21 protein-coding genes and 1 tRNA gene are annotated in these 24,158 nt (G+C 40.2%); 7 read left to right on the plus strand and 15 right to left on the minus strand.

The window, feature by feature from the left end; translation table 11 throughout:
- Positions 1 to 104: 104 nt before the first annotated feature.
- Complete coding sequence (locus AYR53_RS11225; protein ID WP_068225269.1) at positions 105 to 974, plus strand: Cof-type HAD-IIB family hydrolase; 870 nt, start codon at positions 105 to 107, stop codon at positions 972 to 974.
- A 270-nt stretch (positions 975 to 1,244) separates the two neighbouring features.
- On the plus strand, positions 1,245 to 1,763 hold the full coding sequence (locus tag AYR53_RS11230; protein WP_068225271.1) for an LURP-one-related/scramblase family protein: 519 nt from the start codon (positions 1,245 to 1,247) through the stop codon (positions 1,761 to 1,763).
- 68 nt (positions 1,764 to 1,831) lie between these two features.
- On the opposite strand, the gene AYR53_RS11235 is transcribed toward AYR53_RS11230, so the two are convergent.
- On the minus strand, positions 1,832 to 2,398 hold the full coding sequence (locus tag AYR53_RS11235; RefSeq protein WP_068225273.1) for a GNAT family N-acetyltransferase: 567 nt from the start codon (positions 2,396 to 2,398) through the stop codon (positions 1,832 to 1,834).
- Between the two features lie 161 nt (positions 2,399 to 2,559).
- Between AYR53_RS11235 and AYR53_RS11240 the strand changes: the two genes are divergently transcribed.
- Together AYR53_RS11240 and AYR53_RS11245 are read left to right on the plus strand one after the other, a co-directional pair.
- The gene (locus AYR53_RS11240) at positions 2,560 to 4,005 is read left to right on the plus strand and encodes an amino acid ABC transporter substrate-binding protein/permease (protein WP_068225274.1); all 1,446 of its coding nucleotides are present in this window, start codon (positions 2,560 to 2,562) and stop codon (positions 4,003 to 4,005) included.
- Entirely contained in the window at positions 4,002 to 4,748 is a 747-nt protein-coding gene (locus AYR53_RS11245; RefSeq protein WP_068225277.1) for an amino acid ABC transporter ATP-binding protein, read from the plus strand. The genes AYR53_RS11240 and AYR53_RS11245 overlap by 4 nt, the downstream gene beginning before the upstream one ends.
- Before the next feature lie 511 nt (positions 4,749 to 5,259).
- Here the strand turns inward: AYR53_RS11245 and smpB are convergent.
- From smpB to rpoN, 8 genes are all read right to left on the minus strand, one after another.
- Entirely contained in the window at positions 5,260 to 5,730 is a 471-nt protein-coding gene (gene smpB, locus AYR53_RS11250) for an SsrA-binding protein SmpB (RefSeq protein WP_068225279.1), read from the minus strand.
- Between the two features lie 24 nt (positions 5,731 to 5,754).
- Positions 5,755 to 8,154: a ribonuclease R gene (rnr, locus tag AYR53_RS11255; protein WP_075168880.1), complete on the minus strand. Its 2,400-nt coding sequence runs from the start codon at positions 8,152 to 8,154 to the stop codon at positions 5,755 to 5,757.
- Between the two features lie 117 nt (positions 8,155 to 8,271).
- Positions 8,272 to 8,508: a preprotein translocase subunit SecG gene (gene secG, locus AYR53_RS11260; protein WP_068225283.1), complete on the minus strand. Its 237-nt coding sequence runs from the start codon at positions 8,506 to 8,508 to the stop codon at positions 8,272 to 8,274.
- 395 nt (positions 8,509 to 8,903) lie between these two features.
- On the minus strand, positions 8,904 to 9,659 hold the full coding sequence (tpiA, locus tag AYR53_RS11265) for a triose-phosphate isomerase (RefSeq protein ID WP_068225285.1): 756 nt from the start codon (positions 9,657 to 9,659) through the stop codon (positions 8,904 to 8,906).
- 80 nt (positions 9,660 to 9,739) lie between these two features.
- Positions 9,740 to 10,951: a phosphoglycerate kinase gene (locus AYR53_RS11270; RefSeq protein WP_068225287.1), complete on the minus strand. Its 1,212-nt coding sequence runs from the start codon at positions 10,949 to 10,951 to the stop codon at positions 9,740 to 9,742.
- A gap of 217 nt (positions 10,952 to 11,168) precedes the next feature.
- Positions 11,169 to 12,191 (minus strand): type I glyceraldehyde-3-phosphate dehydrogenase, encoded by a 1,023-nt coding sequence (gene gap / locus AYR53_RS11275; RefSeq protein ID WP_068225289.1) that lies wholly within the window; start codon positions 12,189 to 12,191, stop codon positions 11,169 to 11,171.
- A gap of 37 nt (positions 12,192 to 12,228) precedes the next feature.
- Positions 12,229 to 13,266 carry a sugar-binding transcriptional regulator gene (locus tag AYR53_RS11280; RefSeq protein ID WP_068225291.1) on the minus strand — a complete coding sequence of 346 codons (1,038 nt, stop codon included), beginning with the start codon at positions 13,264 to 13,266 and terminating at the stop codon, positions 12,229 to 12,231.
- 197 nt (positions 13,267 to 13,463) lie between these two features.
- Positions 13,464 to 14,774: an RNA polymerase factor sigma-54 gene (gene rpoN, locus AYR53_RS11285; RefSeq protein ID WP_068225293.1), complete on the minus strand. Its 1,311-nt coding sequence runs from the start codon at positions 14,772 to 14,774 to the stop codon at positions 13,464 to 13,466.
- Between the two features lie 79 nt (positions 14,775 to 14,853).
- On the opposite strand from rpoN, the gene AYR53_RS11290 reads away from it, so the two are divergent.
- Positions 14,854 to 14,925: transfer RNA gene (locus AYR53_RS11290), tRNA-Arg, on the plus strand.
- A 229-nt stretch (positions 14,926 to 15,154) separates the two neighbouring features.
- Positions 15,155 to 15,736 (plus strand): ATP-dependent Clp endopeptidase proteolytic subunit ClpP, encoded by a 582-nt coding sequence (gene clpP / locus AYR53_RS11295; RefSeq protein ID WP_068225295.1) that lies wholly within the window; start codon positions 15,155 to 15,157, stop codon positions 15,734 to 15,736.
- 201 nt (positions 15,737 to 15,937) lie between these two features.
- Here clpP and whiA read toward each other — a convergent pair whose 3' ends face one another.
- From whiA to AYR53_RS11325, 6 genes are all read right to left on the minus strand, one after another.
- A complete protein-coding gene (gene whiA, locus AYR53_RS11300; RefSeq protein ID WP_068280276.1) occupies positions 15,938 to 16,885 on the minus strand; it encodes a DNA-binding protein WhiA in 948 nt (315 codons plus the stop codon).
- Positions 16,882 to 17,889, minus strand: a complete 1,008-nt coding sequence (locus AYR53_RS11305; RefSeq protein ID WP_068225298.1) for a gluconeogenesis factor YvcK family protein — start codon at positions 17,887 to 17,889, stop codon at positions 16,882 to 16,884. The genes whiA and AYR53_RS11305 overlap by 4 nt, the downstream gene beginning before the upstream one ends.
- Positions 17,886 to 18,770 (minus strand): RNase adapter RapZ, encoded by an 885-nt coding sequence (rapZ, locus tag AYR53_RS11310; protein WP_068225299.1) that lies wholly within the window; start codon positions 18,768 to 18,770, stop codon positions 17,886 to 17,888. Before rapZ ends, AYR53_RS11305 begins: the two co-directional genes overlap by 4 nt.
- Positions 18,771 to 18,861: 91 nt before the next feature.
- A complete protein-coding gene (locus AYR53_RS11315; protein ID WP_082918576.1) occupies positions 18,862 to 19,401 on the minus strand; it encodes an HdeD family acid-resistance protein in 540 nt (179 codons plus the stop codon).
- A 240-nt stretch (positions 19,402 to 19,641) separates the two neighbouring features.
- Positions 19,642 to 21,030, minus strand: a complete 1,389-nt coding sequence (gene argH, locus AYR53_RS11320; RefSeq protein WP_068225300.1) for an argininosuccinate lyase — start codon at positions 21,028 to 21,030, stop codon at positions 19,642 to 19,644.
- Between the two features lie 225 nt (positions 21,031 to 21,255).
- Positions 21,256 to 22,461: an argininosuccinate synthase gene (locus AYR53_RS11325; RefSeq protein ID WP_068280273.1), complete on the minus strand. Its 1,206-nt coding sequence runs from the start codon at positions 22,459 to 22,461 to the stop codon at positions 21,256 to 21,258.
- A gap of 392 nt (positions 22,462 to 22,853) precedes the next feature.
- On the opposite strand from AYR53_RS11325, the gene AYR53_RS11330 reads away from it, so the two are divergent.
- Positions 22,854 to 24,137 (plus strand): ISL3 family transposase, encoded by a 1,284-nt coding sequence (locus AYR53_RS11330; protein ID WP_068224565.1) that lies wholly within the window; start codon positions 22,854 to 22,856, stop codon positions 24,135 to 24,137.
- The last annotated feature ends 21 nt before the right edge of the window (positions 24,138 to 24,158 follow it).

Here is a 24,158-nt window from a genome sequence, read left to right on the forward strand (position 1 = left end):
ACCGCCCTGCCATTTAAAAAGCTATCCACATCAAAAGATAACGGTTTCGTGGTTCTTTAAAAGTATGCTAAACTATTAGTGAAAACGAAACGGAGGGATCCGCATTGATTCAACTGATTGCATCCGATATGGATGGCACTTTATTAAACGAAAAGATGACTGTTTCCAGTGAAAATGCAGCCGCAATTCAACGCGCGGCGCAACTGGGAATTAAGTTTATCGTTGCCACAGGTCGCGGTTACACAGAAGCCAAACCGCTCATCGAACAAGTTGGCATTGAGGCCCCTATTATCACAATGAATGGCGCCCAAGTCTTTAACCATACTGGTGAAGTCATTGATACTGTCAGTATCCGTAAGGAAGTTGTTCGCAAAATTTTTCATGTTCTCAAAGAAAAAGGCCTTTACTTTGAAGCAATGACAACTAAAGGAACTTTTTCTGATAGCAAAATGAAGCGAATTCAAAATGTCGCGTCACTACTTGTTGATCTCAAAACAACTGATAGCTTTAAGATTGCCGTTTCACTTGCATCCGCCCGGCTTGAATTAATGGACATTAATTACGTTGCAAGCTACGATACGGTTTTAGACGATAAGGATAATTTTGTGCTTAAAGTCATTGCGTTTAGTCCCGAAAAACGTGAAATTTTGGCACCAATAGCAGATCAACTAGAACAGCTAGGTAACTTAGCGATTACCGCCAGCTCGGCTAGTAATATTGAAATTAATCATATCAACGCCCAAAAAGGCATCGCCCTTGAGACTTACGCCAATTCATTAGGAATTAACATGAATAATGTCATGTCGATTGGCGACAACCTGAATGACCGTTCAATGCTTGAGGCCGCCGGTGTCAGTTTTGCAATGGGAAATGCAACTGAGAAAATTAAACAAGTTGCCCGTTATTTAACGGACACTAACGTTAAAGATGGCGTCGGTAAAGCGATTAACCGGGCAATTGACGAAAAGCTGTAGAAACTGGCCTGTTTTCCTAGTTTAACCTATGTTACGCTTGGAAATACTCGCACCAGTATTTTTCCTGGTTAGTTTAATTAATGTAAACGTGTTTGAAAAAGCAGCTTCTGCAGTTGTCATGTTTCAACTTGGCTGCACTTCGGACTTCGGGCCATCTTAGCCCGATCGCCAGCGTCAGTGAAGCTAGTAATAATCCCCAATTGTGGAGTAGAATCTGGCTGCTTTTTCAAACACTCTCTATAGTTACGCTCTTATAAAGAGGTGAATTGTGTGCTGCAACTGTACATTAAGCAACAATTACTGGCATCTAAGGGAGTGCCCATCATTGTTCGCGACCAGAAAAAAAAGCCCCGCTTTCTGGTTACTGGGCGTTTTGGTTTACGCCAAGATTCATTTACCCTTTACGCCATGGATGGTCATTATATTGCTGAAATTAAACAGATGTCATTAGGTTTATTTCCTAAATTTGACCTTTATCTAGGCCATAAAAAAGTTGGTGCCATCAAAAAAATGTACGGTGTTTGGCACCAATTTCAGTTTGTTAACGATCTAAATTGGATTATTATGGGAGATTTATTACGCCATCACTATAAAATTTACCACCGGACAGAAACGTTGTTAGTAATGGATAAAGCCTTCTTATCGGATGGTGACTACTACCAACTTTCAATCACCCACGAATCTGACGCGCCCCTCTGCATTTTATTAAGTCTCGTATTGGATCATTGGTCGGTTCGCCGGGATAAAAAGCCACAGAAACGCCGCAACTTGAACGCAATCTATGATTAACTAAAAGTACCACTTCTCAATCACCTGTTGTTACACCAAGGTGATTGAAAAGTGGTACTTTTTTAATTTTAACCGTTAGTAAGCTGCATGTGTTCGTAACTATGACCACTTAAGGTCGTCATCCCTACTTTTTTATAACCCATTTTAAGGTAAAGCTTCTTAGCGTTAGGATTAGCAACATCAACGTTTAAACCAACCTTGTTAAAGCCCTGCTTCTTCGCTAAATCAGGAATTGCCTTTAATAATTCGGTACCTACACCCTGGTGTTGCTGATTTTCTGCAACGGATAAGGTGTCCAAATACCATTCCCCAGGAAAGGCCTCCTTATCCGTGAAAACTTTATCGTTTGGGTCGGCACCTAATTCAGGTAAATAGACCTTTAACGCGTCATCAATGTGTACCTCAGCTTCAGCGGGATAGCCAAAGGCAACCCCAACGACTTTATCATTACGTAGCGCCACTAATCCGTGCCGATAGCTATAACGATAATCCTCAGTTTGGTAAGCTTTAGCAAGAACATCAAAAAAGGCCTTCTGGTCAACGTTTTTCAAAAATGGCAGTTCCATCTCTTCTAACACAATATTGATAATCGGGACAACTGCTTTTACGTCTTTCTTTTCTGCTGGTCTAATCATAATTTATCCTCCTTGTGACTCTACTGACCAGTGTACGAAAGGATTTCAACTCTGTCAAAGTTAGAATCCGCAAAAAGGATAGTCAGCGTTTAAAATCTATGTTATATTAGATGACATAGAGTTGTGTCACTTTATATAACATATTATTTGGAGGCCTTTTTATGCGCAAGCGTTTGCTTTGGTTAGGCACAGTCCTACTAGCTTGTTTGAGCTTATTTACGTTTTTTAGTACTAAAACTCAGGCGGCAGAAAAAACTTATACAATTGGAACAGATATTACATACGCACCATTTGATTTTCAGGATTCAAATGGGCACTATACCGGCATTGATATTGATTTAATTAAGGCCATCGCTAAAGAAGAAGGTTTTAAAGTTAAATTAAAACCAGTTGGCTTTAACGCCGCTGTCCAAGCAGTTGAAGCTAACCAAATGGATGGTGTCATCGCTGGTATGACGATCACCAATGCACGTAAACAACAGTTCGATTTTTCCGATCCCTACTACTACGCCGGTGAAGTTATGGCGGTTAAGCAAGGTAGTTCCATTAAATCACTAGAAGATTTGCGTGGTAAAAAAGTAGCCCTAAAAGTGGGTACTTTAGGTGCAAGTTACGCCAATTCAATTAAAAAGAAATACGGTTTTACAACAACTGAATTCGATCAATCAAATGATATGTATAATGATGTTACAAGTGGTAATTCGGCTGCGGCCTTTGAAGATTACCCGGTTATGGCGTACGGTATTCGCAATGGCATGAAAATGAAAATTGTGACTAAACCAAAGGCCGGTGGTAGTTATGGTTTTGCGGTTAAAAAAGGTGAAAATCAAGAATTACTAACTAAATTTAACACTGGACTAAGTCATTTAAAGAAAAATGGTCAATACGATAAAATCGTTGCTAAATACTTAGGTAAATCCGCTCAGGCTAAAGAAAAGAAAGCAGCTACAGGTAATGATGGTTTACTCAGTTTAGTTAAACAAAATAAGAGCTCCCTACTCAGTGGTCTTGGTCAAACGCTTTACTTGACGTTTATTTCAATCATCCTGGCAACCATTCTTGGTGTTATCGTTGGTTTGATGCAAGTAATGCCCGTTAAATGGGTTAATTGGCTATCAAGTATCATTATTTACATTTTCCGGGGAATGCCTTTACTAGTTCTGGCCCTCTTTATCTATATTGGTGTTCCAAACTTGACTGGTAGTAAAATTTCCGCATTCGTTGCCGGAATTATTACACTAACCCTCAATGAAGGTGCCTACACTGCCGCTTTCGTTAGCGGCGGTATCAAGGCAGTTGATCCTGGGCAAATGGAAGCAGCACGCAGTCTTGGCCTTCCTTACGGTAAAGCAATGCGCCGTGTTATTTTACCACAAGGGGTCAAAATTATGGTTCCTTCCTTCATTAACCAGTTCATTATTACCTTAAAGGATACTTCAATTCTATCCGTGATTGGCATTCTTGAATTAACGCAAACAGGTAAAATTATCATAGCTCGAAATCTACAGGGCTTCAAAGTTTGGACAATCATAGCAATTATGTACATTGTTATCATTACGCTATTAACCTGGCTATCCAAATTTGTTGAAAGGAGAATCAACGATTGAGCGAACAAAATTTAAAAGTTGATGTCACCGACTTAATTAAAGATTATGGTAATAATCACGTTTTAAAAGGACTTAATTTACAAGTTAAAAATAATGAGGTTGTCTGTATGATTGGCCCATCAGGCTCAGGTAAAAGTACTTTTCTTCGGTGTTTAAATAAATTAGAAGATCCCACTGCAGGCCGGATTGTGATTGACGGACACGATATCTCTAATAAAAATACCAACATGAACCACGTTCGGGAAAAAATTGGAATGGTTTTCCAGCACTTTAATCTATTTCCCAATTTAACCGTTTTAGACAACATTACTTTGGCCCCAATCGAATTAAAAAAGATGACCAAACAACAAGCCGAAGCAACTGCCCACGACCTTTTAAAAAACGTCGGTTTAGATGAAAAGGCGACTGCCTACCCCGCCTCCCTATCAGGTGGCCAAGAACAGCGAGTTGCGATTGCCCGGGCCTTAGAAATGCAACCGGACATTATGCTATTTGATGAACCAACTTCCGCCCTTGATCCAGAAATGGTTGGTGATGTTTTAGACGTTATGAAGAACTTGGCCAAACAAGGAATGACCATGATTGTCGTAACTCACGAAATGGGATTTGCCAAGGAGGTTGCCGATCGTGTTGTCTTTATGGCCGATGGTCACATTATGGAAGAAGGCCGACCCGCTGACCTATTTGATCATCCCCAAAACCCACGTACCCAGGACTTCTTACGTAAAGTGCTCAACGCGTAGATTCTCGCTTATAGATATAGAAACCCTATCTTTTTAGGCACGTGAACTCAGACTTTTGACGCGCGTTCTAGAATAACGTTCGAAAACAAATAAGAGGCTAGGACAAAAGTCCTAGCCTCTTATTTGTTTTTGGACCAAAGGATGCTTTCGTTCGGTCCTTTCTTATTAAATTTTTTGTTTAATGATCTAATGATTAGCCCAAACGAATAACCTTCATAGAATCTTTTGGCGCCAATATCCCGTACAGATGTGTTGCACATGGCTTATTAAGCACATCCTAACACCTCCACAAAATTACTATAGCATATTCATTTTGGATAGTAAGTGTAGATGATAAGGCTTTAATTAATTTTTTTCAAATAGTGTCATTAATGTGCAATTCTGCAGTAAATTCTCATTATTTTCAAGAAATATCAATTATTAATCGAAATAATCGCGCCGGGAACCGATAATTAATGAGAAAATTAGTGCGTATTTTTAATCAAAATCAACAAAAAAAGTCACCGCTAAATTAACGGTGACTCTTTAAAACACGTTGTAATTCACGATCTTGCTCACGACGTTTAATCGTTTCACGCTTATCGTACTCATGTTTCCCTTTGGCAACACCAATTAGAACTTTCGCAAAGCCATGTTTTAAATAAACTCGCAGCGGCACTAAAGTAATGCCCGCACTACTAGTTGCAATACCCAGTTTACGAATCTCTTTTTTGTGTAACAATAACTTTCGATTACGCAACGGATCAACGTTAAATTGATTACCCTGCGCATAAGCACTAATGTGAACATTTTCAAGCCAAAGTTCATCACTGTGAATCCGAGCAAAACCATCTTTTAAATTCATGCGGCCAGCCCGGACTGATTTGATCTCGGTCCCGGTTAACGCAACGCCGGCCTCGTAAGTTTCTAAAATACTGTAATCATGGCGCGCTTTTTTATTCTGCGCTAACACGTTATCTTGCTTCTTTTGTTGTTTCGCCACTAGTCTTCACCTCACTACTTAAGGCTATTTTTTTCTGGTTTGCTGACTTTGATTAGTGTGACTGATCCGTGGATGATTGCCACTACCACCGGCTTGTGGCCGCCGCCGATTATTACTATTGTGCGTATTATTATTGCTACGCCCTTTAGCATTTCGATTATTACTGTGGTTGCGATCATTTTGACCACGGTGATTAAAGGTGCGCCGTGGTTTTGGTCGTTCAACCAAATCACCAAGGTCACTAGTTGGCGTATTCTCGTCTGGCAATAATTTAAAATCAATCTGACTTTGTTCCAGATCAACGTTAGTCAACTTAACCCGAACTGCTTGGCCAATTCGATAAGTACGCTTAGTGTGCTCCCCAACCATCGCTAAATAACTTTCAACAAAGTTATAGTAATCATCATCCATCGTTGAAATATGCACTAAACCTTCAACGGTATTCGGTAACTCAATAAATAAACCAAATTTCGTTACTGAACTGACCACTGCGTCAAACTCTTCACCGACTTGCGGTAACATATATTCACATTTCTTCAAACTATCAGTATCCCGTTCGGCATCAATCGACCGTCGTTCCATTTCGGAACTGTGCGTTGCAATGCCATCTAAATCATCGCGGAATCTAGCCTGTGCCTCTTCATTAGTACCATTTTCTTGGTACCAATGAATTAAACGGTGGACCATTAAATCAGGGTAACGGCGAATTGGTGACGTAAAGTGAGTATAATACTTGGCCGCAATTCCAAAGTGACCTAACAGTTGATCCGCATATTTAGCCTGTTTAAAACTACGTAACAACATAATTTGAACAACTGGTTGAAGTGCTGAACCATCAATTTTTTCAAGGACTTTTTGCAACATCTTCGGGGTAATGTTTTCAATATCACCCTTAGCAACTACCCCAATATTATTGATAAATTCATAAAATCTGCGCATTTTTTCACTATCCGGCGTTTCGTGTACCCGGTATAAAAATGGTACGTGCATTTTACTGTAGTGTTCAGCAACCGTTTCGTTGGCCGCTAACATAAAGGATTCAATCATCCGCTCACTAGTTCCACGTTCGCGCATTTTAATATCGGTTGGCTTACCATTCTCATCTACAATAATTTCTGCTTCAGGTTCATCGAAATCAATGGCACCACGCCGATGACGCATATCGCGTAAAATCTTGTGTAATTCACCCATTACTTCAAACATTGGTACTAAATCAGCATATTCAGACCGAACAGCATCATCTTTGTCATCAAGTATTTGGTTGACCTCATTATAGGTCATTCGGGCAGAACTCTTAATGTAACTTGGAAAAATTGCGCGATCAATAATTTCGCCTTGTGGGTTAACTTCCATTTCACAAGTCATCGTTAAACGTTCAACTTGTGGATTTAAGGAACAAATACCATTTGACAATCGTTCTGGTAACATCGGTAAAACCCGGTCCGTCAAATAAGTACTAGTACCGCGATCAAAGGCCTCCTGATCAAGTGCTGTTCCCGGTGTAACGTAATGCGAAACATCAGCGATACTAACCCCTAAATGATAGTTACCATTATCCAATTTCCAAACAACAACGGCATCATCAAAGTCCTTAGAAGAATCACCATCAATTGTGACAAAATCTTGAGCGGTCAAATCTTTTCGGCCAGTCTTCTCTTCTTCCAATACCTCGGCAGGAATATTGTTTGCCTCTGCCATGACTTCATCTGGAAACTCAGTTGGAATCCCATGACGATAAACAATTGAAAGAATATCAACACCAGGCGCATTTTTGTTACCCAAATCTTGTAAAGCAACGCCACGCATACTCTTTGGGTACGCTGTGCTAGGGTAATTAGTAACGTCAACAACAACCATATCGCCATCTGTTGGGTGGACACCAGCATCTGAAATGTAAACCGGTACGTCCTGTAAACTTTTTTGCGTTAAATGAACGTAACCAAATTGATGTACTTTTTGAACCTCACTTGGTGGAAAACCAGTGAACTCACCAACAACGCGCGTAAAATTACGCTTAGTAACGGCGGTAATCTTTCCTTCTGGTCCTTTGCCACTGCCAGGCTGAGCAGCCTTAATAACCTCGGCCTCAACTTCATCACCATTTAAAGCATAATTAGTGTTATCGGCTGAAACGTAGACATCTGGTAACTCAGGATCATAGGAAATAAAACCAAAACCACGATCATTAGCGTGAAATACACCTGCTACGGTTTTTAACTGCTCTGGCATCGCAAAACGACCACTACTATCCGTTCGAATCACTTTTTCCTGCTCAAAACTGGTCAAAGTCTGAACCAATACTTTAAAAGCACTGGCCCCTTGTAAATTTAATCTTTCATTAATCTCTTCAACGGTATAAAAATGCTTCTGGTGTTGCTTGAAGAAATTTAAGACTTCCGTTTCAAATAATTCGTCCTTCTTCAAATTAAACCTCTTTCCAAAATACATCATGTATTTTAACTAATTCAAATTTATTTTCACTATCTTATTCGGTTAAAAACCTAAAAAAACCTCCTGCCATAAAAACAGGAGGTCAGTTCACTAGTGTGATGACACGTAAGCTAATATCAAAGATAAGGCAAAGAAGAGAGTACCGAGTACGACGGTTACTTTCTGCATAAAAGCCTCAAAACCGCGTGCTTTTTGTTTGCCGGATATCTCTTGAGTCCCACCTGACAGTGCGCTTAATGCATCTTGCTGTTTACTAGGTTGCATCAAAACTGCAATAATGATCGACACAGAAACAACAAGCAATAGGGTTAAAATTGTATTGTACACCCTAGTACCTCCTTTGATTAAATCCGTTGTTCGTTGTTTATTCTACAAACGAACTTTCATTGCCTTTTATTATACCATTGATTGAAATAGAACAAAACCCAAATGATAAAAAGTGTACAAAAAAAGGGGCTGGGACAAAAGCCCCTAGCCTCTCATTGTTTCTGAACGTTACCCTAGAACGTGCGCCAAAAGTCTGGGTTCACGTGCCTAACTACGACTAATCGAATAACCATAGTACGGTTATTTGATTAGTCTACGTTACGCAGTAAACCCAAAAACGACTTTTGTCCCACTTCCCTTGTTTAAGCCACTCGATCAGGAATAGTTTAAACGTGTCTAAAAGGGCAGATTTCTGTTGTAGTTAATTCTCGGAATCAGCACCCTTTGAGACCCTTCTAGTCCTGATAATGAACTAATTCTAAGAATGAATCTGGCTGTAAGCTAGCTCCACCAACAAGCCCACCATCGATATCAGGTTGACTCATTAATTCTTTAACGTTAGCTGGTTTCATTGAACCGCCGTATTGAATACGAACGTTTTCAGCAGTAGTTTGGTCATATAACTTAGCAACTGTTTCGCGAATTAAATGACAAACTTCTTGTGCTTGTGCAGGAGAAGCAGTTTCGCCAGTACCGATTGCCCAGATTGGTTCGTAAGCAATAACAAGTGAAGCAACTTGCTTTGCTGATAAGCCCTTTAAAGCAGCAGTAACTTGTCCAGAAACCCATTCGTTAACCTTACCGGCCTTACGAGTTTCTAAAGTTTCACCACAACAGATAATAGGTGTTAAGCCATTATCAAATAGTGCGTGAGCCTTTTTGTTGATGTCTTCATCAGTTTCGTGGAAATAACCGCGGCGTTCGCTATGGCCAATAATGCCATAGTTAACACCCATTTCAGCAAGAACTTTTGGTGAAGTTTCACCAGTAAAAGCACCATTGTCTTCAAAATAGTTGTTTTCAGAAGCAATGTGTAAGTTAGTACCTTTAGCGGCATCTAACAAAGTTTGAAGATCAACTGCTGGAGCACCGATAACGGCTTCTACTTTAGTTGTTTCAGGTAATTTGCCCTTAATTCCAGCAACAAATTCTGCTGTTTCTTTAGGGTTTTTGTTCATTTTCCAGTTACCAGCGATAATTGGTGTACGCATAATATGAAACATCCTTTCTTATGTAACAAGAATGGGATCAAAAATTTAATTTTCATCCCAAACTTATCAGTAATTAATGCTTATTTATCAGAAATGGCCGCAATACCAGGTAAAGTCTTACCTTCAAGGTATTCAAGTGAAGCACCGCCACCAGTTGAAATATGAGTCAACTTGTCGCCAACGCCTAATTGTTTAACTGCAGCGGTTGAATCACCACCACCTACAATTGTTGTTGCGTCAGTTAAAGTACCTAAGAACTTACCAATTTCTAGCGTGCCCTTAGCGTAGTTACTCATTTCAAAGACACCCATTGGTCCGTTCCAAACAACTGTCTTAGCGTCTTTAAGAACATCTTCAAAATTAGCAATTGACTTTTCACCGATATCGAGGGCCATATAGCCATCAGGAATATCGCCTTCAACGTCTTTGCTAGGTACATCATTATCAAACTTTTCAGCAACAATGTTATCAACTGGCAAGACTAATTTGTCGCCGGCCTTTTCAATAATTGACTTAGCTAAATCAATCTTATCTTTTTCAACTAATGAATTACCAATCTTGATACCCTTAGCAGCGTAGAACGTATACGTCATACCGCCACCAACGATAACCTTATCAGCCTTACTCAATAAATGATCGATAACGCCGATCTTATCAGAAACCTTAGCACCGCCTAAAATAGCAACAAATGGGTGTTTAGGATTATCAACTGCATTACCTAAGAATTTGATTTCCTTTTCCATTAAGAAGCCGGCTGCAACCTTTTGGCCCTTAGCCTTCATTGCAGTAGCAATCCCAACGTTTGAAGCGTGTGCCCGGTGAGCCGTACCAAATGCGTCATTGATGAAGAGATCACCTAATGATGCCCAGTATTCACCTAATTTAGGATCGTTCTTGCTTTCACGTTTACCAAAATCATTGTCAATATCTTGGAAACGCGTATTTTGCATCAAAAGAACGGAACCGTCTTCCATGCCGTTAATTGCATCTTCAAGCTGTTTGCCTTCGTTAACGGGAACAAAAGTAACGGGTTTGTTCAATGCTTCGCTTAAACGAGTTGCAACTGGTTCAAGGGTTAATTCTTTCTTATCTTCATCAGTCTTAATCCGACCTAAATGAGAAAGTAAGATTGCTTTACCACCATGATCGATAACGTATTGGATTGTTGGTAATGCCGCAACAATACGGTTGTCATCACCAATAACACCGCCTTTAATTGGAACATTAAAGTCAACGCGAATTAAAACTTTTTTATCTTTTACATCTAAATCAGAAACGATTAATTTAGCCATGAAGGATAGCCTCCTATTTTAATTTCAAAATGAATTTTTTATTTGGGTAAATAACGCCACTTACTAAGTGCTCTCATCCTTAGTTAAGTCACATTATTTAGCGATTTTTAATTTTTATCCGTAAGAGCAACAGAATAAAAAGAAAAAAGGTAGAGGAAGTTTACCTCCCTCCACCTTTTTAAAGATCTTTTAATTACTAAATTAGTTAAACTTTAAATTAAAGCGTAGCGAATTTGAGTAAAGTACGAACCATTTGGCAAGTGAAGCCATATTCGTTGTCGTACCAAGCAACAGTCTTAACTAATTGCTTGTCGCCAGCAGTTGTAACTTCTGTTTGAGTTGGATCGAAGATTGAACCGAATGTAGTGCCGATAACGTCACTTGATACGATTTCGTCTGCGTTGTAACCAAAACTTTCGTTACCTTCAGTGTGTTTCTTGATTGCTGCATTAACATCATCAGCAGTAACATTTTTGTCAAGGATAGATACTAATTCAGTTAATGAACCATCAACAACACCAACACGTTGTGCATGGCCTTGTAATTTACCCTTCAATTCTGGGATAACTAAGCCAATAGCCTTAGCAGCACCAGTTGAATGAGGAATTGTGTTAACAGCTGCTGCACGTGCTGCACGTAAGTTACCGCCACGAACTGGGCCGTCAAGTAACATTTGTGTAGAAGTGTAAGCATGGATAGTTGTCATAGTACCAACTTCAAGACCAAATTCTTGGTTTAAGAAGTAAGCCATAGGAGCTAAGCAGTTAGTTGTGCATGAACCAGCTGAAACAATCTTATCATCAGCAGTTAAAACATCATCATTAACGTTGTAAACAACAGTCTTCAAGTCGTTGCCGGCTGGAGCTGAAATCAAGACGCGCTTAGCACCTGCATCCAAATGAGCTTGTGCTTTAGCTTTAGATGTGTAGAAACCAGTACATTCAAGGACGAAATCAACACCATCGTTCTTAACCCAAGGAATATCTTGTGCTTTAGGTTCAGCATAGACACGATATTCTTTACCGTCAACGACGATACCATTGTCAGTAGCGCTAACTTCGCCAGCAAAAGTACCATGTGTTGAATCATATTTCAATAAGTGAGCTAACATAGCAGGTGAAGTTAAATCGTTGATTGCGACAACTTCGATATCATTTGATTTAGCACCAAGTTCGAAAATACGACGGAAAGCCAAACGGCCGATACGTCCAAAACCATTAATACCAATTTTTACAGTCATACTAAAATTTCCTCCTTTAGGAAATAAAAAATTTATTTTAAAGGGTTACCCCTTTTAAAATCAAGTTTGCGGCACCTTCGTCAGTGATTAACCACGTTTGCTTAGGTGCTAATTTTGTGTAGGCCTTAATTGCGACGGCCTTACTTTGCCCGCCTGCAACAGCGACCACACAAGGAATATTTTGTAAGTCGCGAAGCTGTAATCCGATTCGTGGAATCTTATAAATAACCCGTCCACTTGCATCGAAAAAATAACCAAAAGCTTCGCCGACAGCATGCTCTTTTTCAAGCATTTTAATTGTCGCTAGTGGCATATTACGGCGCTTTGCCATCAAAGCAGCCACACCAATACTATGGACCACACTGGCACTTTTGTCAACTAGTGCCAACACGTCTTTAATCGCCGGTTCTTCAAGCAGTGGCCGGTATGCGCGCTCACTTACGTGTTCCGGAATGTACAGTACTCGGTACTGCCCCCCAGTGTGAAACGCCATTCGCGCACAAACCGCATTGGCCTGAATATCAACGGCTTCACCAAGGCCACCACGGGCAGGAACAAAAGTGAGCTTGCGGTGCGCTGATAATTTGGGACTCAGCGTATCCGCAATTTTTGCCATTGTTGTGCCACCCATCGCCGCAATAATATTATCGCCATTAGGTAATAATAAGTCCAGCGTTTCGCTCACTAATTTCCCCATATCATCAAGAACTTTAGTTTGCTGATCGGAATCACCAGGCACGATTAAGCAATGGTCAATTTGCAACACGGCACTTAACTGTTGCTCCTTAGCTCGGACGCCAAGAAGATTATCCATCACCGCTTCTAATCCTTGAAAAGTTGTTTGCCCTTTTTGAGTCAGCACCATACCAGACTTAGTTACACTGAGCAAATTATGTGCCCGCAGAAAATCTGTTTCCGTTCGCAGTACTCGCTCACTTTTACCAATCTTTTGTGCTAAAACTCGTCGACCAACTGGTGCCATCCAATAAATATTCTGGAGTATCTGGTAACGTAATTTGGCAACAAGAATTAAATCAGGCGCTAAGGCTTCAAGCCGCGCTAAGTCCTGGTGCATCACAATCCTCTTCCTTAGTGGGACAATTATTCCCCACTGTGTCATCTAGCGACCCAATATGGCCAAAAAACAAAGTGCACAGTACTTTCTCTGTCCACTTAGACCACAACTCGTATTATAGCAAAACTGATTATGAATGCAAGGTTCTAGCAACGATAATTCTTAGCTTAAAAACCACTTCAAAAATTACCATTTTTTTAAAACCGTTTTCTTTTTGAAGATGACGGTATTCCAAGACTTTCACGATATTTTGCGACGGTTCGGCGGGAAATTGAAATATTTTTTTCTTCCAAAAGTTTTACTAACTTTTGATCTGACAATGGCTTCTTTTTATCCTCAGCGTTAATCAATTGTTTTAACCGTTGTTGAACATTATCGGCGGAAAATTGATCCCCCACCGATCCACCAACTGCATTTGAGAAAAAATGGCGTAGTTCGAACACGCCAAAATCGGCCTGCAAATACTTACCATTCACACTACGACTAATCGTTGATTCATGTAAATCTAGTGTCTGCGCAACATCCCGTAACATTAGTGGCTGCAGCGGATGATCTGGCCGTAAGAAGAAATCGATTTGGCGTTGAACAATAACCTGACCAACACGTAAGATAGTGTCACCACGCTGCACTAAACTTCGCTTTAACCAATCAAATTCTTGTTTCTTTTCCTTCATATAGTCGGTTACTTCTTGGTCCTTAGTCCGTACCATTTGGTTAAAATAATGTTGTTGAAACATTAATCGGGGTCTTCCTGAACGCGTTGGCCTAACACTCAGCCGGTTGTTAGCCTCTTTTTGAACCAACAAATCGGGAATAATATAATTATTCTGATTTTGCGTAAAAATGGCTCCTGGATTTGGTGACAGTGTCTGAATATAATCAAGAATATGTTGAACTTCTGCCAACGTTGTTTGATAGCGCTTAGCAATTTTATCCCAGTTTCGGTCAACGAAGTCGTTAAAACTCTCCTCCAAAACGATATACGCCAAATTAGGTGCAGTATTATCTTCCTGAATCTGTAATAATAAACATTCTTGAAGATCACGTGCGCCAACACCAGGCGGATCAAGTTGTTGCAATAAAGTTATAGCGTCCAAGAGTTGCAACTGATCGGCGCCAGTTTTTTCCGTTGCGTCGGCCAAGGAGATTTTTAAATAGCCATTAGAATCAACGTACTCTAATAAAAATAAGACGAGATCCCGCAGCGGTGTATCCCGCAAAGTTAACCGGACTTGTTGGAGCAGATAATCAAACAATGACGATGGTGTGTCCGGAATTGCGTTCATATAGTTATCAGTCCGATTGCCAGTCAGTGAACTCGCAGTTGTTCCCCCAGAGTAATCAGCCTTGAGTTCAATCAATGGATTTTCGAGACTTTTCTGTTCAAGAAACTTTTGTAACCCATCTACGCTAAACTGTAGCATCTGGATTGACTGTTGTAGTTGCTGGGTCATAACAAGCTTTTGTACTTGTTTTTGCTGTTGGCTCATCGCCTGTTTTAACGGCATAAAAATTCCTCCCAACATTCTTTTAGATTATACCTTGTGTTTTGAGGATAATTCCGGTAGAATATTCTGTGTTGCTTATGCGCCTGTAGTGTAATGGATATCACGTGAGATTCCGGTTCTTGAGATGGGGGTTCGATTCCCTCCAGGCGCATCAGTTAAGCTGCCTTTACGGGCAGCTTTTTTATTACCCAAAATTAAAAATGAGTTGTATCATTAGTAATTATTATACGTTTTCTCTACCTGTGGTACAACGTCATTGCTTTAGAAAAAATTAGCGTTAAATCATTTGACCTTTTTTGACCAATGTACTAAACTGGCATTACACTTAATTGAGTGCTAAAATTATATCGAAATCTATTATTCACTTAGGAGGTCACACTATGTTAGTACCTACAGTCATTGAACAAACTTCACGAGGCGAACGTTCTTATGATATTTACTCTCGCCTTCTGAAGGATCGAATTATTATGCTTTCTGGTGAAGTTAATGACCAGATGGCCAACTCCATCATTGCTCAACTTCTTTTCCTTGATGCACAAGATTCAGAAAAGGATATTTCCATTTACATCAATTCGCCAGGTGGCGTTATTACCGCCGGCCTCGCAATTTTTGACACAATGAATTTTATAAAATCAGATGTACAAACAATTGCAATGGGCATGGCAGCTTCTATGGCTAGTGTTTTATTAGCCGCTGGTACTAAGGGCAAACGATTTGCCTTACCAAATTCGACTGTACTTATCCATCAGCCTTCTGGTGGCGCTCAAGGTCAGCAAACTGAAATTGAAATTGCGGCCCAAGAAATCTTAAAAACACGCAAACGGATGAACCAAATCTTGGCTGATGCAACTGGTCAACCAATTGAAACAATTCAAAAAGATACTGACCGCGATAATTACCTTACCGCTCAAGAAGCTAAGGATTACGGTTTGATTGACAGCATTATGGTCAACCAAAAATAAGCATTAACTAATTGGAGACCGGGATAAAAATCCTGGCCTCTTTTTATTTCCGAACTTTACTCTAGACCAACTTGATAAAGTTAGCGGTCATTGATTGGCCCCTAGAAAAGTTGCTACTATAAAAAGCGTGAAATAAAGTGCCATTATTGTAGTTAGTCAGTGGACTAGCACAAGATGGTACCTTACTTCACGCTTTTTTAATTAAGAAACAGCTCTACCTTGCCGTAAATTATCCGCTACTTCATTTAGTTTTCGTAAACGATGGTTGATGCCCGATTTAGAAATGGCACCACTAGGCACCATTTCCCCTAGCTCCTTCAACGTTATATCGGGATTGCCCAGCCGCAAAACCGCAATTTCTTGCAATTTAGCCGGCAAACTATCCAAACCAGCAACCGCGCTAATATACTTAATATTCTCAACTTGGCGGGTTGCCGCATCAATGGTTTTATTAAGGTTTGCCGTTTCGCAGTTAACTAGGCGATTAACTGAATTTCGCATATCACGAACAATCCGGATATCCTCAAACTTAAGCATTGCATTCGTTGCACCTATCAACTGTAAAAAATCGGCAATTTTTTCTGCCTCTTTAAGATAAACAATAAAGCCGCCCCGTCGTTCTGTCGTTCGAGCATTTAGGCCAAATTGATTAATCATAGCAGCAACCTTTTGATTATGCTCTTCATAAAGTGAGTAAATTTCAAGGTGATAGCGACTTGTTTCGGGATTATTCACTGAACCGCCAGCTAAAAAAGCACCACGCAAATAAGAACGAATTTTTTGTTCAGAATTAAGGACCTCTAATGATGGCAACGTTGATAGCGTTGAAATGCCATCCAAAATATGCAAATCATTTAAAACTTTATTCGTTCCCTGCTTTAACCGGACAATATAAAGATTATTTTTTTTGAGCTTCATTTTGCGGCGAACAATTAATTCACTTTCAACTGCATAATTTTGTTTTAACAGTGTGTACATTCGCCGGGCAATTGCCGGATTCTCCGTTTGTACATTTAAAATGAATTGGTGATTAAAAATACTTAATGAACCATTCATTCGAATTAAGGCCTCTAACTCCGCCCGGGCGTGTTCCCGGTGCACTTCAAGCGTTGTTAGTTCTTTCTTTACTTCGCTAGCGTAAGAACTCATTTTATCACCTCAGAAGGCTGCGATGCTAAATGAAGTAGCTCATGAGCTACCTTATCGCCGTCGTGAAAAACACCATGATCACGTAACTTTAAAAAATCGTCCGAAATCACGCGACAACTTAATTCACGTAGGCCGTGAAAATCATGTTGCACCTGGACCAAATACTCATCGTACTTCTGGTGATCCATATAATTGTCTGGAACAGGCTGGGTATTAACCAATACCGTATTAACAAAATTAGCGCCTAAATGTTGGTTTAAAACGCGAACGTGTTCAGCATCCGTAAAATGCTCCGTCTCACCTTTTTGCGTCATAATGTTACAAACATAGACAACCTGCGCCTTGGTTTGTTTAACTGCTGTTCCAACATTCTCAATCATTAAGTTGGGTAAAATACTTGTAAACAAACTACCAGGACCTAAAACAACAATGTCGGCGGTCATAATTGCATTGATCACTTCTTTAACGGCGTGAGGCTTTTTCTGTCCTAGCGCTGAAGTGACCCAAACACGTTCAATTTGTTTACCGGCACCGGTAATTTCCGCCTCGCCGGCAATATCGCTGCCATCAGAAAAATGAGCGTTCAAAATCAAGGGGTCATTACTAGCTGGATACACGTGCCCGTCAATCTTCATCATCGTTGACAATTCCTGAACTGCGTCGAAGATTCCTGATTTCATTTCTGACAACGCCGCAATAATTAAATTACCAATTGCGTGACCAGCCAGAAATGAGTCATTACTATTAAACCGGTACTGAAAAATATCCAAATAAAGTTGTGGTAAATTCGACAAAGCCGCCAACACATTACGAATATCACCTGGCGGAACGACGTTAACGTAATCCCGAATAATACCCGACGAACCGCCATCATCTGCAACGGTGACAACGGCCGTGATATCAGCGTTGAGCTTGTGCAAGCTTTTGAGGATAACTGGTAAACCAGTTCCACCACCGATCACCACAATTCGTGGCTGTCGATAATTTGTAATGTGCTTTGTCATGAGCGATTCACCGTTTCCTTTCGTTTATTAACGTCACGGTGGGTGACTTCCACGGCGTATTGCTGACCTAAATCAGCCCCTAGCCGCTTGGCAATGGCAACAGAACGGTGCTGTCCGCCTGTACAGCCAATCGCTATCGTCAAATTCGTTTTTCCTTCATTTTGGTAACCAGGCATAATTGTGTGCAAGAGTCCGCTAAACCGTTCATAAAACTCCTCAGTAGCAGGCTGTTGCATAACATAATTATAAACTGGCTCGTCTAATCCAGTTAACGGTTTAAATTCGGGCACGTAGTAAGGATTGGTTAAAAAACGGACATCCATCACAATATCGGCATCAATTGGTAACCCGTACTTGAAACCAAACGAAATAACTTCAATATGAAAAGTCGCCACATCTTTTAACTTAAAATTCTCAAATAATTTCTCGCGTAATTCCCGGGGCGTTAAAGTGGTTGTATCCACAACTAACTGTGCCCGCTGCTTAATCTCATTCAGTAGTGCACGTTCTTTGGAGATGCCGTCCATTAGTCGGCCTTCCATTGCCAGTGGGTGTGAGCGCCGTGTTTCTTTGTACCGGGAAACTAACTCTTCATCGGAAGCATCTAGGAAAAGAATCTTAGTGGTGACAAAACTAGTGTTGTCCAAATTAGCCAACATATCGTTAATTTCATCGTAAAAAGCACGTGATCGCAAATCAATCACTAAGGCAATCTTAGTGACTTTACCTGATTCTTTAACCAGTTCCCAAAATTTAGGAAGTAAACCCGGTGGCATATTATCGACACAAAAATAGCCTAAATCTTCAAAGCTCTGCATTGCAACGGTTTTGCCTGCACCGCTCATACCAGTAATAACAACTAAATTTAGTGCATCAGCCATTTTAACGCTCCTCTTTAAATTCGCTCAAATTTTAATTCATCTGCATGTTCCAATATTAACATACCGGGCGTGTCATGCATAGTAACTAATCCTACTGCTTTCGAGCAAAGGCAATCATTAAATAATTTAACCCAAAAATCAAAAAATAAATACTTACCATGAAACTAAGTGAAACCATTGATAATAGCGGATTTAAAACTAATATAAGCGCGGCGATAATGCCTAAAATATTAAGAATCACCGATAACCAATAATAGCCGGCACCAAATAGTCGTAGATGTCGCGCCGTTATAAGCCCATTAATCGAATCAATCAAGAACCAAAAAGCAAATAAGTAACTTAATAGCAGCACACCAGTTGTAATGTGCGCCAAGAAGATAAAACCGACAATGATATCCAAAATTGCGATTACTAGACTAACCCGTGCAAGTTGGCCAATGGTTTCACGCATGGCCTGATAACTCGATAAGGTGGTCACCCCACGCACAATTGCACTGATTGCAAAAATAATAACAATACTCGACAAAGCAAGTCGTGGTGCGACGGTAACAAAGTAAGCAGCAATCAAAAAGATAATTCCTGTAATTAACTCTGACCAATCAAAACCCCATTGACGTTTTTTACTAAACAATTTCAACACCCCTTTCAAGTTAGTTAAATGATAGTGGTTTCTGTGTAAAAGTGCAATTTTAACCAAAAAAATCTGATTCGACAAGGCACATCGAATCAGATAAATAAATGCAGCTAGCATTGGGGAAAGATTAATTTTCCTTGCTTGCAAATACTTTTAAGGAGACCATAACAAAAGTCCTAACCGTTCACTATTTCCAAACACTACTCTAGAACGTGCGCCAAAAATCTAGGGGCACGACTAATCCATCTTAAGTAGCGCCTTAGCCGCAGCTATTTGGCGCTTAATTTGTTTAAATCCAGTGCCACCTAGAGAATTACGGCGTTCAACCGCGGTCTTTGGATCAAGTGCCAGATAAATATCTTCCTGAATTAATGGCGATATTGCTTGATAATCGGCCAAACTAACGTCCTTTAAGTATTTATGTTCCTTTAAACACTTCAGCACTAGCTCCCCAACTAACTCGTGTGCTTGCCGGAATGGTAACCCCTTACTTGCTAAATAATCCGCCAATTCAGTCGCATTAGCAAAATCATGGGTGGTTGCGTAGGCCATCTGTTCTTTTTGGACTTTTAAAGTTCCCAACATCCCGTTAAAGACCGTCAGTGATTGTTCGACTGTGGTTACCGCGTCAAACATACCTTCCTTGTCCTCTTGAAAATCTTTATTGTAAGCTAACGGTAACCCCTTCATAACCGTTAGGAGACCCATTAAATCACCGTAAACTCGCCCCGTCTTACCACGAATTAATTCGGCCATGTCTGGGTTCTTTTTTTGCGGCATAATCGAACTACCCGTCGAATAGGTGTCATCCATCTCCAAATAGTGAAATTCTTGACTATCCCAAAGCACAATCTCCTCGCAAAAGCGCGACAAGTGCATCATTAATTGCGCACAGTTACTGAGAAATTCTAAAATAAAATCACGATCACTGACTGCATCGAGACTATTTTGGTATACGGCCCCAAAACCTAATTGTTCGGCGGTATAGTCCCGGTCAGTCGGGAAAGTTGTTCCGGCCAACGCCGCAGCACCAAGCGGTGACATATCCGTGTGCTTTAAATTAAATTCAAAACGATCATAATCGCGCCTGAACATTTCAAAATAAGCCAATAAATAATGCGCGTAAGAAATTGGTTGCGCGTGTTGCATGTGGGTGTAACCAGGCATCAACGTTTCAACGTTATCCGCCGCCTTTTTTACAACTGTTTCTTGTAACTGCTTAATGAGCGGCAAAATTTTATTAAGGTGTTTCTTCAAATAGAGGTGCATATCAACAGCAACTTGGTCATTACGACTACGAGCCGTATGTAACTTACCGGCCACAGGACCGATTAAATCGGTCAATAATTTCTCTAGGTTCAAGTGAATATCTTCATTTTCAATGGAGAAATGTAACTCTCCGGCTGCCAACTTGGTCTGCAATTGGTGCAGTCCAGTTGTAATTTGGTCGGCCTCGTCAGCCTTAAGAATCCCGGTCTTTTTTAACATCGCTACGTGCGCCAATGAACCGATTAAATCTTCTGCTGCCATTTTCTGGTCAAAATCAATCGAAGCACCAAACGCCTGAACGTATTTACTTGGTTCCGCTGTAAAACGGCCACCCCATAATTGATGATTTTCTGCCATAGTTATCCTCCTAAAATATACTCAGCTACCTTAAAGTAGCTTACAAACTTCGCTTAATCTATTTTCAAATTACTGAATAATAAAAATCGTACTTAAATCTATCTTAGTGTGATTTTAATGAAAAAACGAGCCAAATTAAACCACCAACTACTGTTAATAATAGTTGAACCAACAAAAAAGAGCTAGGATAAGTTCACGATACTCCCAACTCTTTTTGCACTGCTTTTAATCTTTTGCTTTTTCCTGAACCTGAGTATAAACCTGAGTTGGTAGGCCCCATAACTTAATGAAGCCTACAGCAGCGTCTTGGTCAAAGGTATCAGAAGAAGTGTAAGTAGCCAAATTCTTATCGTACAGAGAATATGGTGATTTACGTCCTTCAACAGTGGCGGTTCCTTTATATAGCTTTACCCGAATTGTCCCCGTAACAACCTTTTGTGTTGTCTTTAAGAAAGCAACCATTGCCTTGAAAAGCGGTGAGAACCAAAGTCCATTATAAATGGTATTAGTCATTTGACCTTCAATTGTTGGTTTAAAATGAGCCAAATCACGTTCAAAAGTGAGGTCTTCTAATGCCTTATGTGCCTTAATTAAAACCATTGCTGCAGGTGCTTCATAAACTTCACGGGATTTGATCCCAACCAAACGATTCTCAATGTGATCAATCCGCCCAACACCATGTTTGCCAGCTAACTTGTCTAATTTAGCGATTAAATCAACTAAATTTAATTGCTCACCATCTAGGGTCACTGGAACACCCTGTTTAAAACCAATTTCAACGGTCGCCGGTGTGTTTGGTGCGTCCTCAACAGCATTAGTTATCGCGTAAGCATCAGCGGGTGGCGTTACCCATGGATCTTCAAGCACACCAGCCTCGTTGGCCCGGCCCCAAAGGTTCTGGTCAATTGAATAAGGGCTATCTAGGTTAATTGGCACTGGAATATTATGTTCTGTAGCATAATTGATCTCTTCTTCCCGTGACCATTTCCAATCCCGAACTGGTGCTTCAATCTTCATTTCTGGTGCCAAGGCCCGAATTGCAACTTCAAACCGAACTTGATCATTACCCTTACCCGTACAACCATGGGCAATGGCCGTTGCACCTTCTTTATGTGCCACTTCAACTAATTTTTTAACAATCAATGGTCGGGACAACGCAGAAACCAAGGGATATTCACCCTCATACAAAGTGTGTCCCTGCAAAGCAATTAAAGCGTAATCGGCTGCAAATTCGGCGCGGCAATCCAATGTATAAGATGCAATTGCCCCCATCTTTAAGGCCTTTTCTTTAATGAAAGTCATGTCCTTGCCAACTTCACCAACATTAATACAAGTCGCAATCACATCGTACCCTTTGTCGATCAACCATTTAATTGCAACTGACGTATCAAGTCCACCTGAATATGCTAAAACAATTTTTTCCTTTGCCATCAATTATCTACTCCTTTAACGTTAAAAATAATTAGGTTATTACTTGGTTTCCACCAGTTTCTAATGTTATTTATTTTGCTTTCATTAGTTTCTAACCTTTACGATGATATTAGCATATACCCTTATTCAGTTTAATGCAACTTTTTTATATAATTATTCATAAAAAAGTAGTATATACCCCTTATTGTGTATATTTCTTATTTTGTTAACCATAAAATAACTACAAAAAAAGTAAGAACCCCTGGAATAATTAAAATGGCTCTATACTTTTTCCTGTTGATAGTTTACAAATGGTAAACTATTAACAGGATTTTTGTGCAGAAAAAGAGCTCACAGCTCTCATCCAAAAATCTACCCACCACAAGTATCATTTGAAAGGATATGAGAAAACCGTGAACCCTATAGACAATCATATAAAATTTGCGCTCAGTATTAAAGACCCAAATGTCATTTTTTTCGATTATGGTTACGAATACAAACAAAACAGACGAATTAAAGTCTATCGCGCAACTGTCAAGACCGGCCTTGAACGTTGCCCCCAGTGTGGCTTTGATCAGTTCAATCATAATGGTCACTACCTTTCCCGGGTGACCTACCTAGCCGCCAACGCCAGTGAGCCGGTGTACCTAGAACTGCATAAAGAGCGCCTGCTTTGTAAAAACTGTGGGACTAGTGTGATGGCAACGACCGAGCTAGTTGATAAATATTGCAATATCTCCCGGGCAACTCGCCAAAAGATCTTTATGCATTTACAAGATGATCGGACCCAAAAGAGTATTGCTTGTGACAATAATGTCTCACCCAGTACTGTTTGTCGCTACCTAGATAAATATGATGATCTCTTTCGCCGGAATTACAACTATCTGCCAGAACATTTAGCGATGGATGAAGTACGTGGTGTTGGCGGTGTCCTGCACTTTATTTGTATTAACGGTGCTGGTGATCATGAAATTCAACAGATCCTGCCGGATCGGTTGAAACAAAACATTATAGCTTACTTTAAGCAGTTTCCGCTCAGCGTGCGTCAGCGCGTTAAAACCGTGACTTTAGACCTTAATAGTTACTACCAAGACATTGTTAAAGTCGTATTCCCCAACGCTAAGATCATCGTCGATCGGTTTCACATTATCGCCATGATGACCAGAGCGTTCAACCAAAGTCGCGTGCAGCTTATGAAACAATATTCTAAACGGACCAAAGAATATCGGATCCTAAAATTCGCTTGGAAACTGTACTTAAAACATTGTGATGACCTGGAGGTTAAACAATTATTTTATGATCGCCATCTGCGCCAACAAGTAACCCAGCAAGAACGCGTTCAGTTGGGTCTTGAGCTTGATGAAACGTTAGCGAACACCTACACCATCATGCAAGGCATCATGACTTGTCTAAAAAATTACGATAAAGATGGGCTCGTGATCTATTTATATCACAATGAGCAACTCAGTCCCAAAATGAAGGCCACACTAATCACTTTCAAGAAAAACCTAGAGATCATCCTCAATGCCAGTGAATCAAAGTATTCGAACGGTCCCATTGAAGGCATCAATCGCATGATCAAACAGATCCAGCGAACGGCCTTTGGTTTTCGCAACTATCACCATTTAGTTTCACGGATCAAACTACAACAAATGCGCACCAAACCAAATAAAAAAACAGCATTAGAAGTTGCCTAACTTCTAACACTGTAAAATTGG

Origin of the sequence: Loigolactobacillus backii, from assembly GCF_001663675.1 — a bacterium.
Lineage (GTDB): Bacteria > Bacillota > Bacilli > Lactobacillales > Lactobacillaceae > Loigolactobacillus > Loigolactobacillus backii.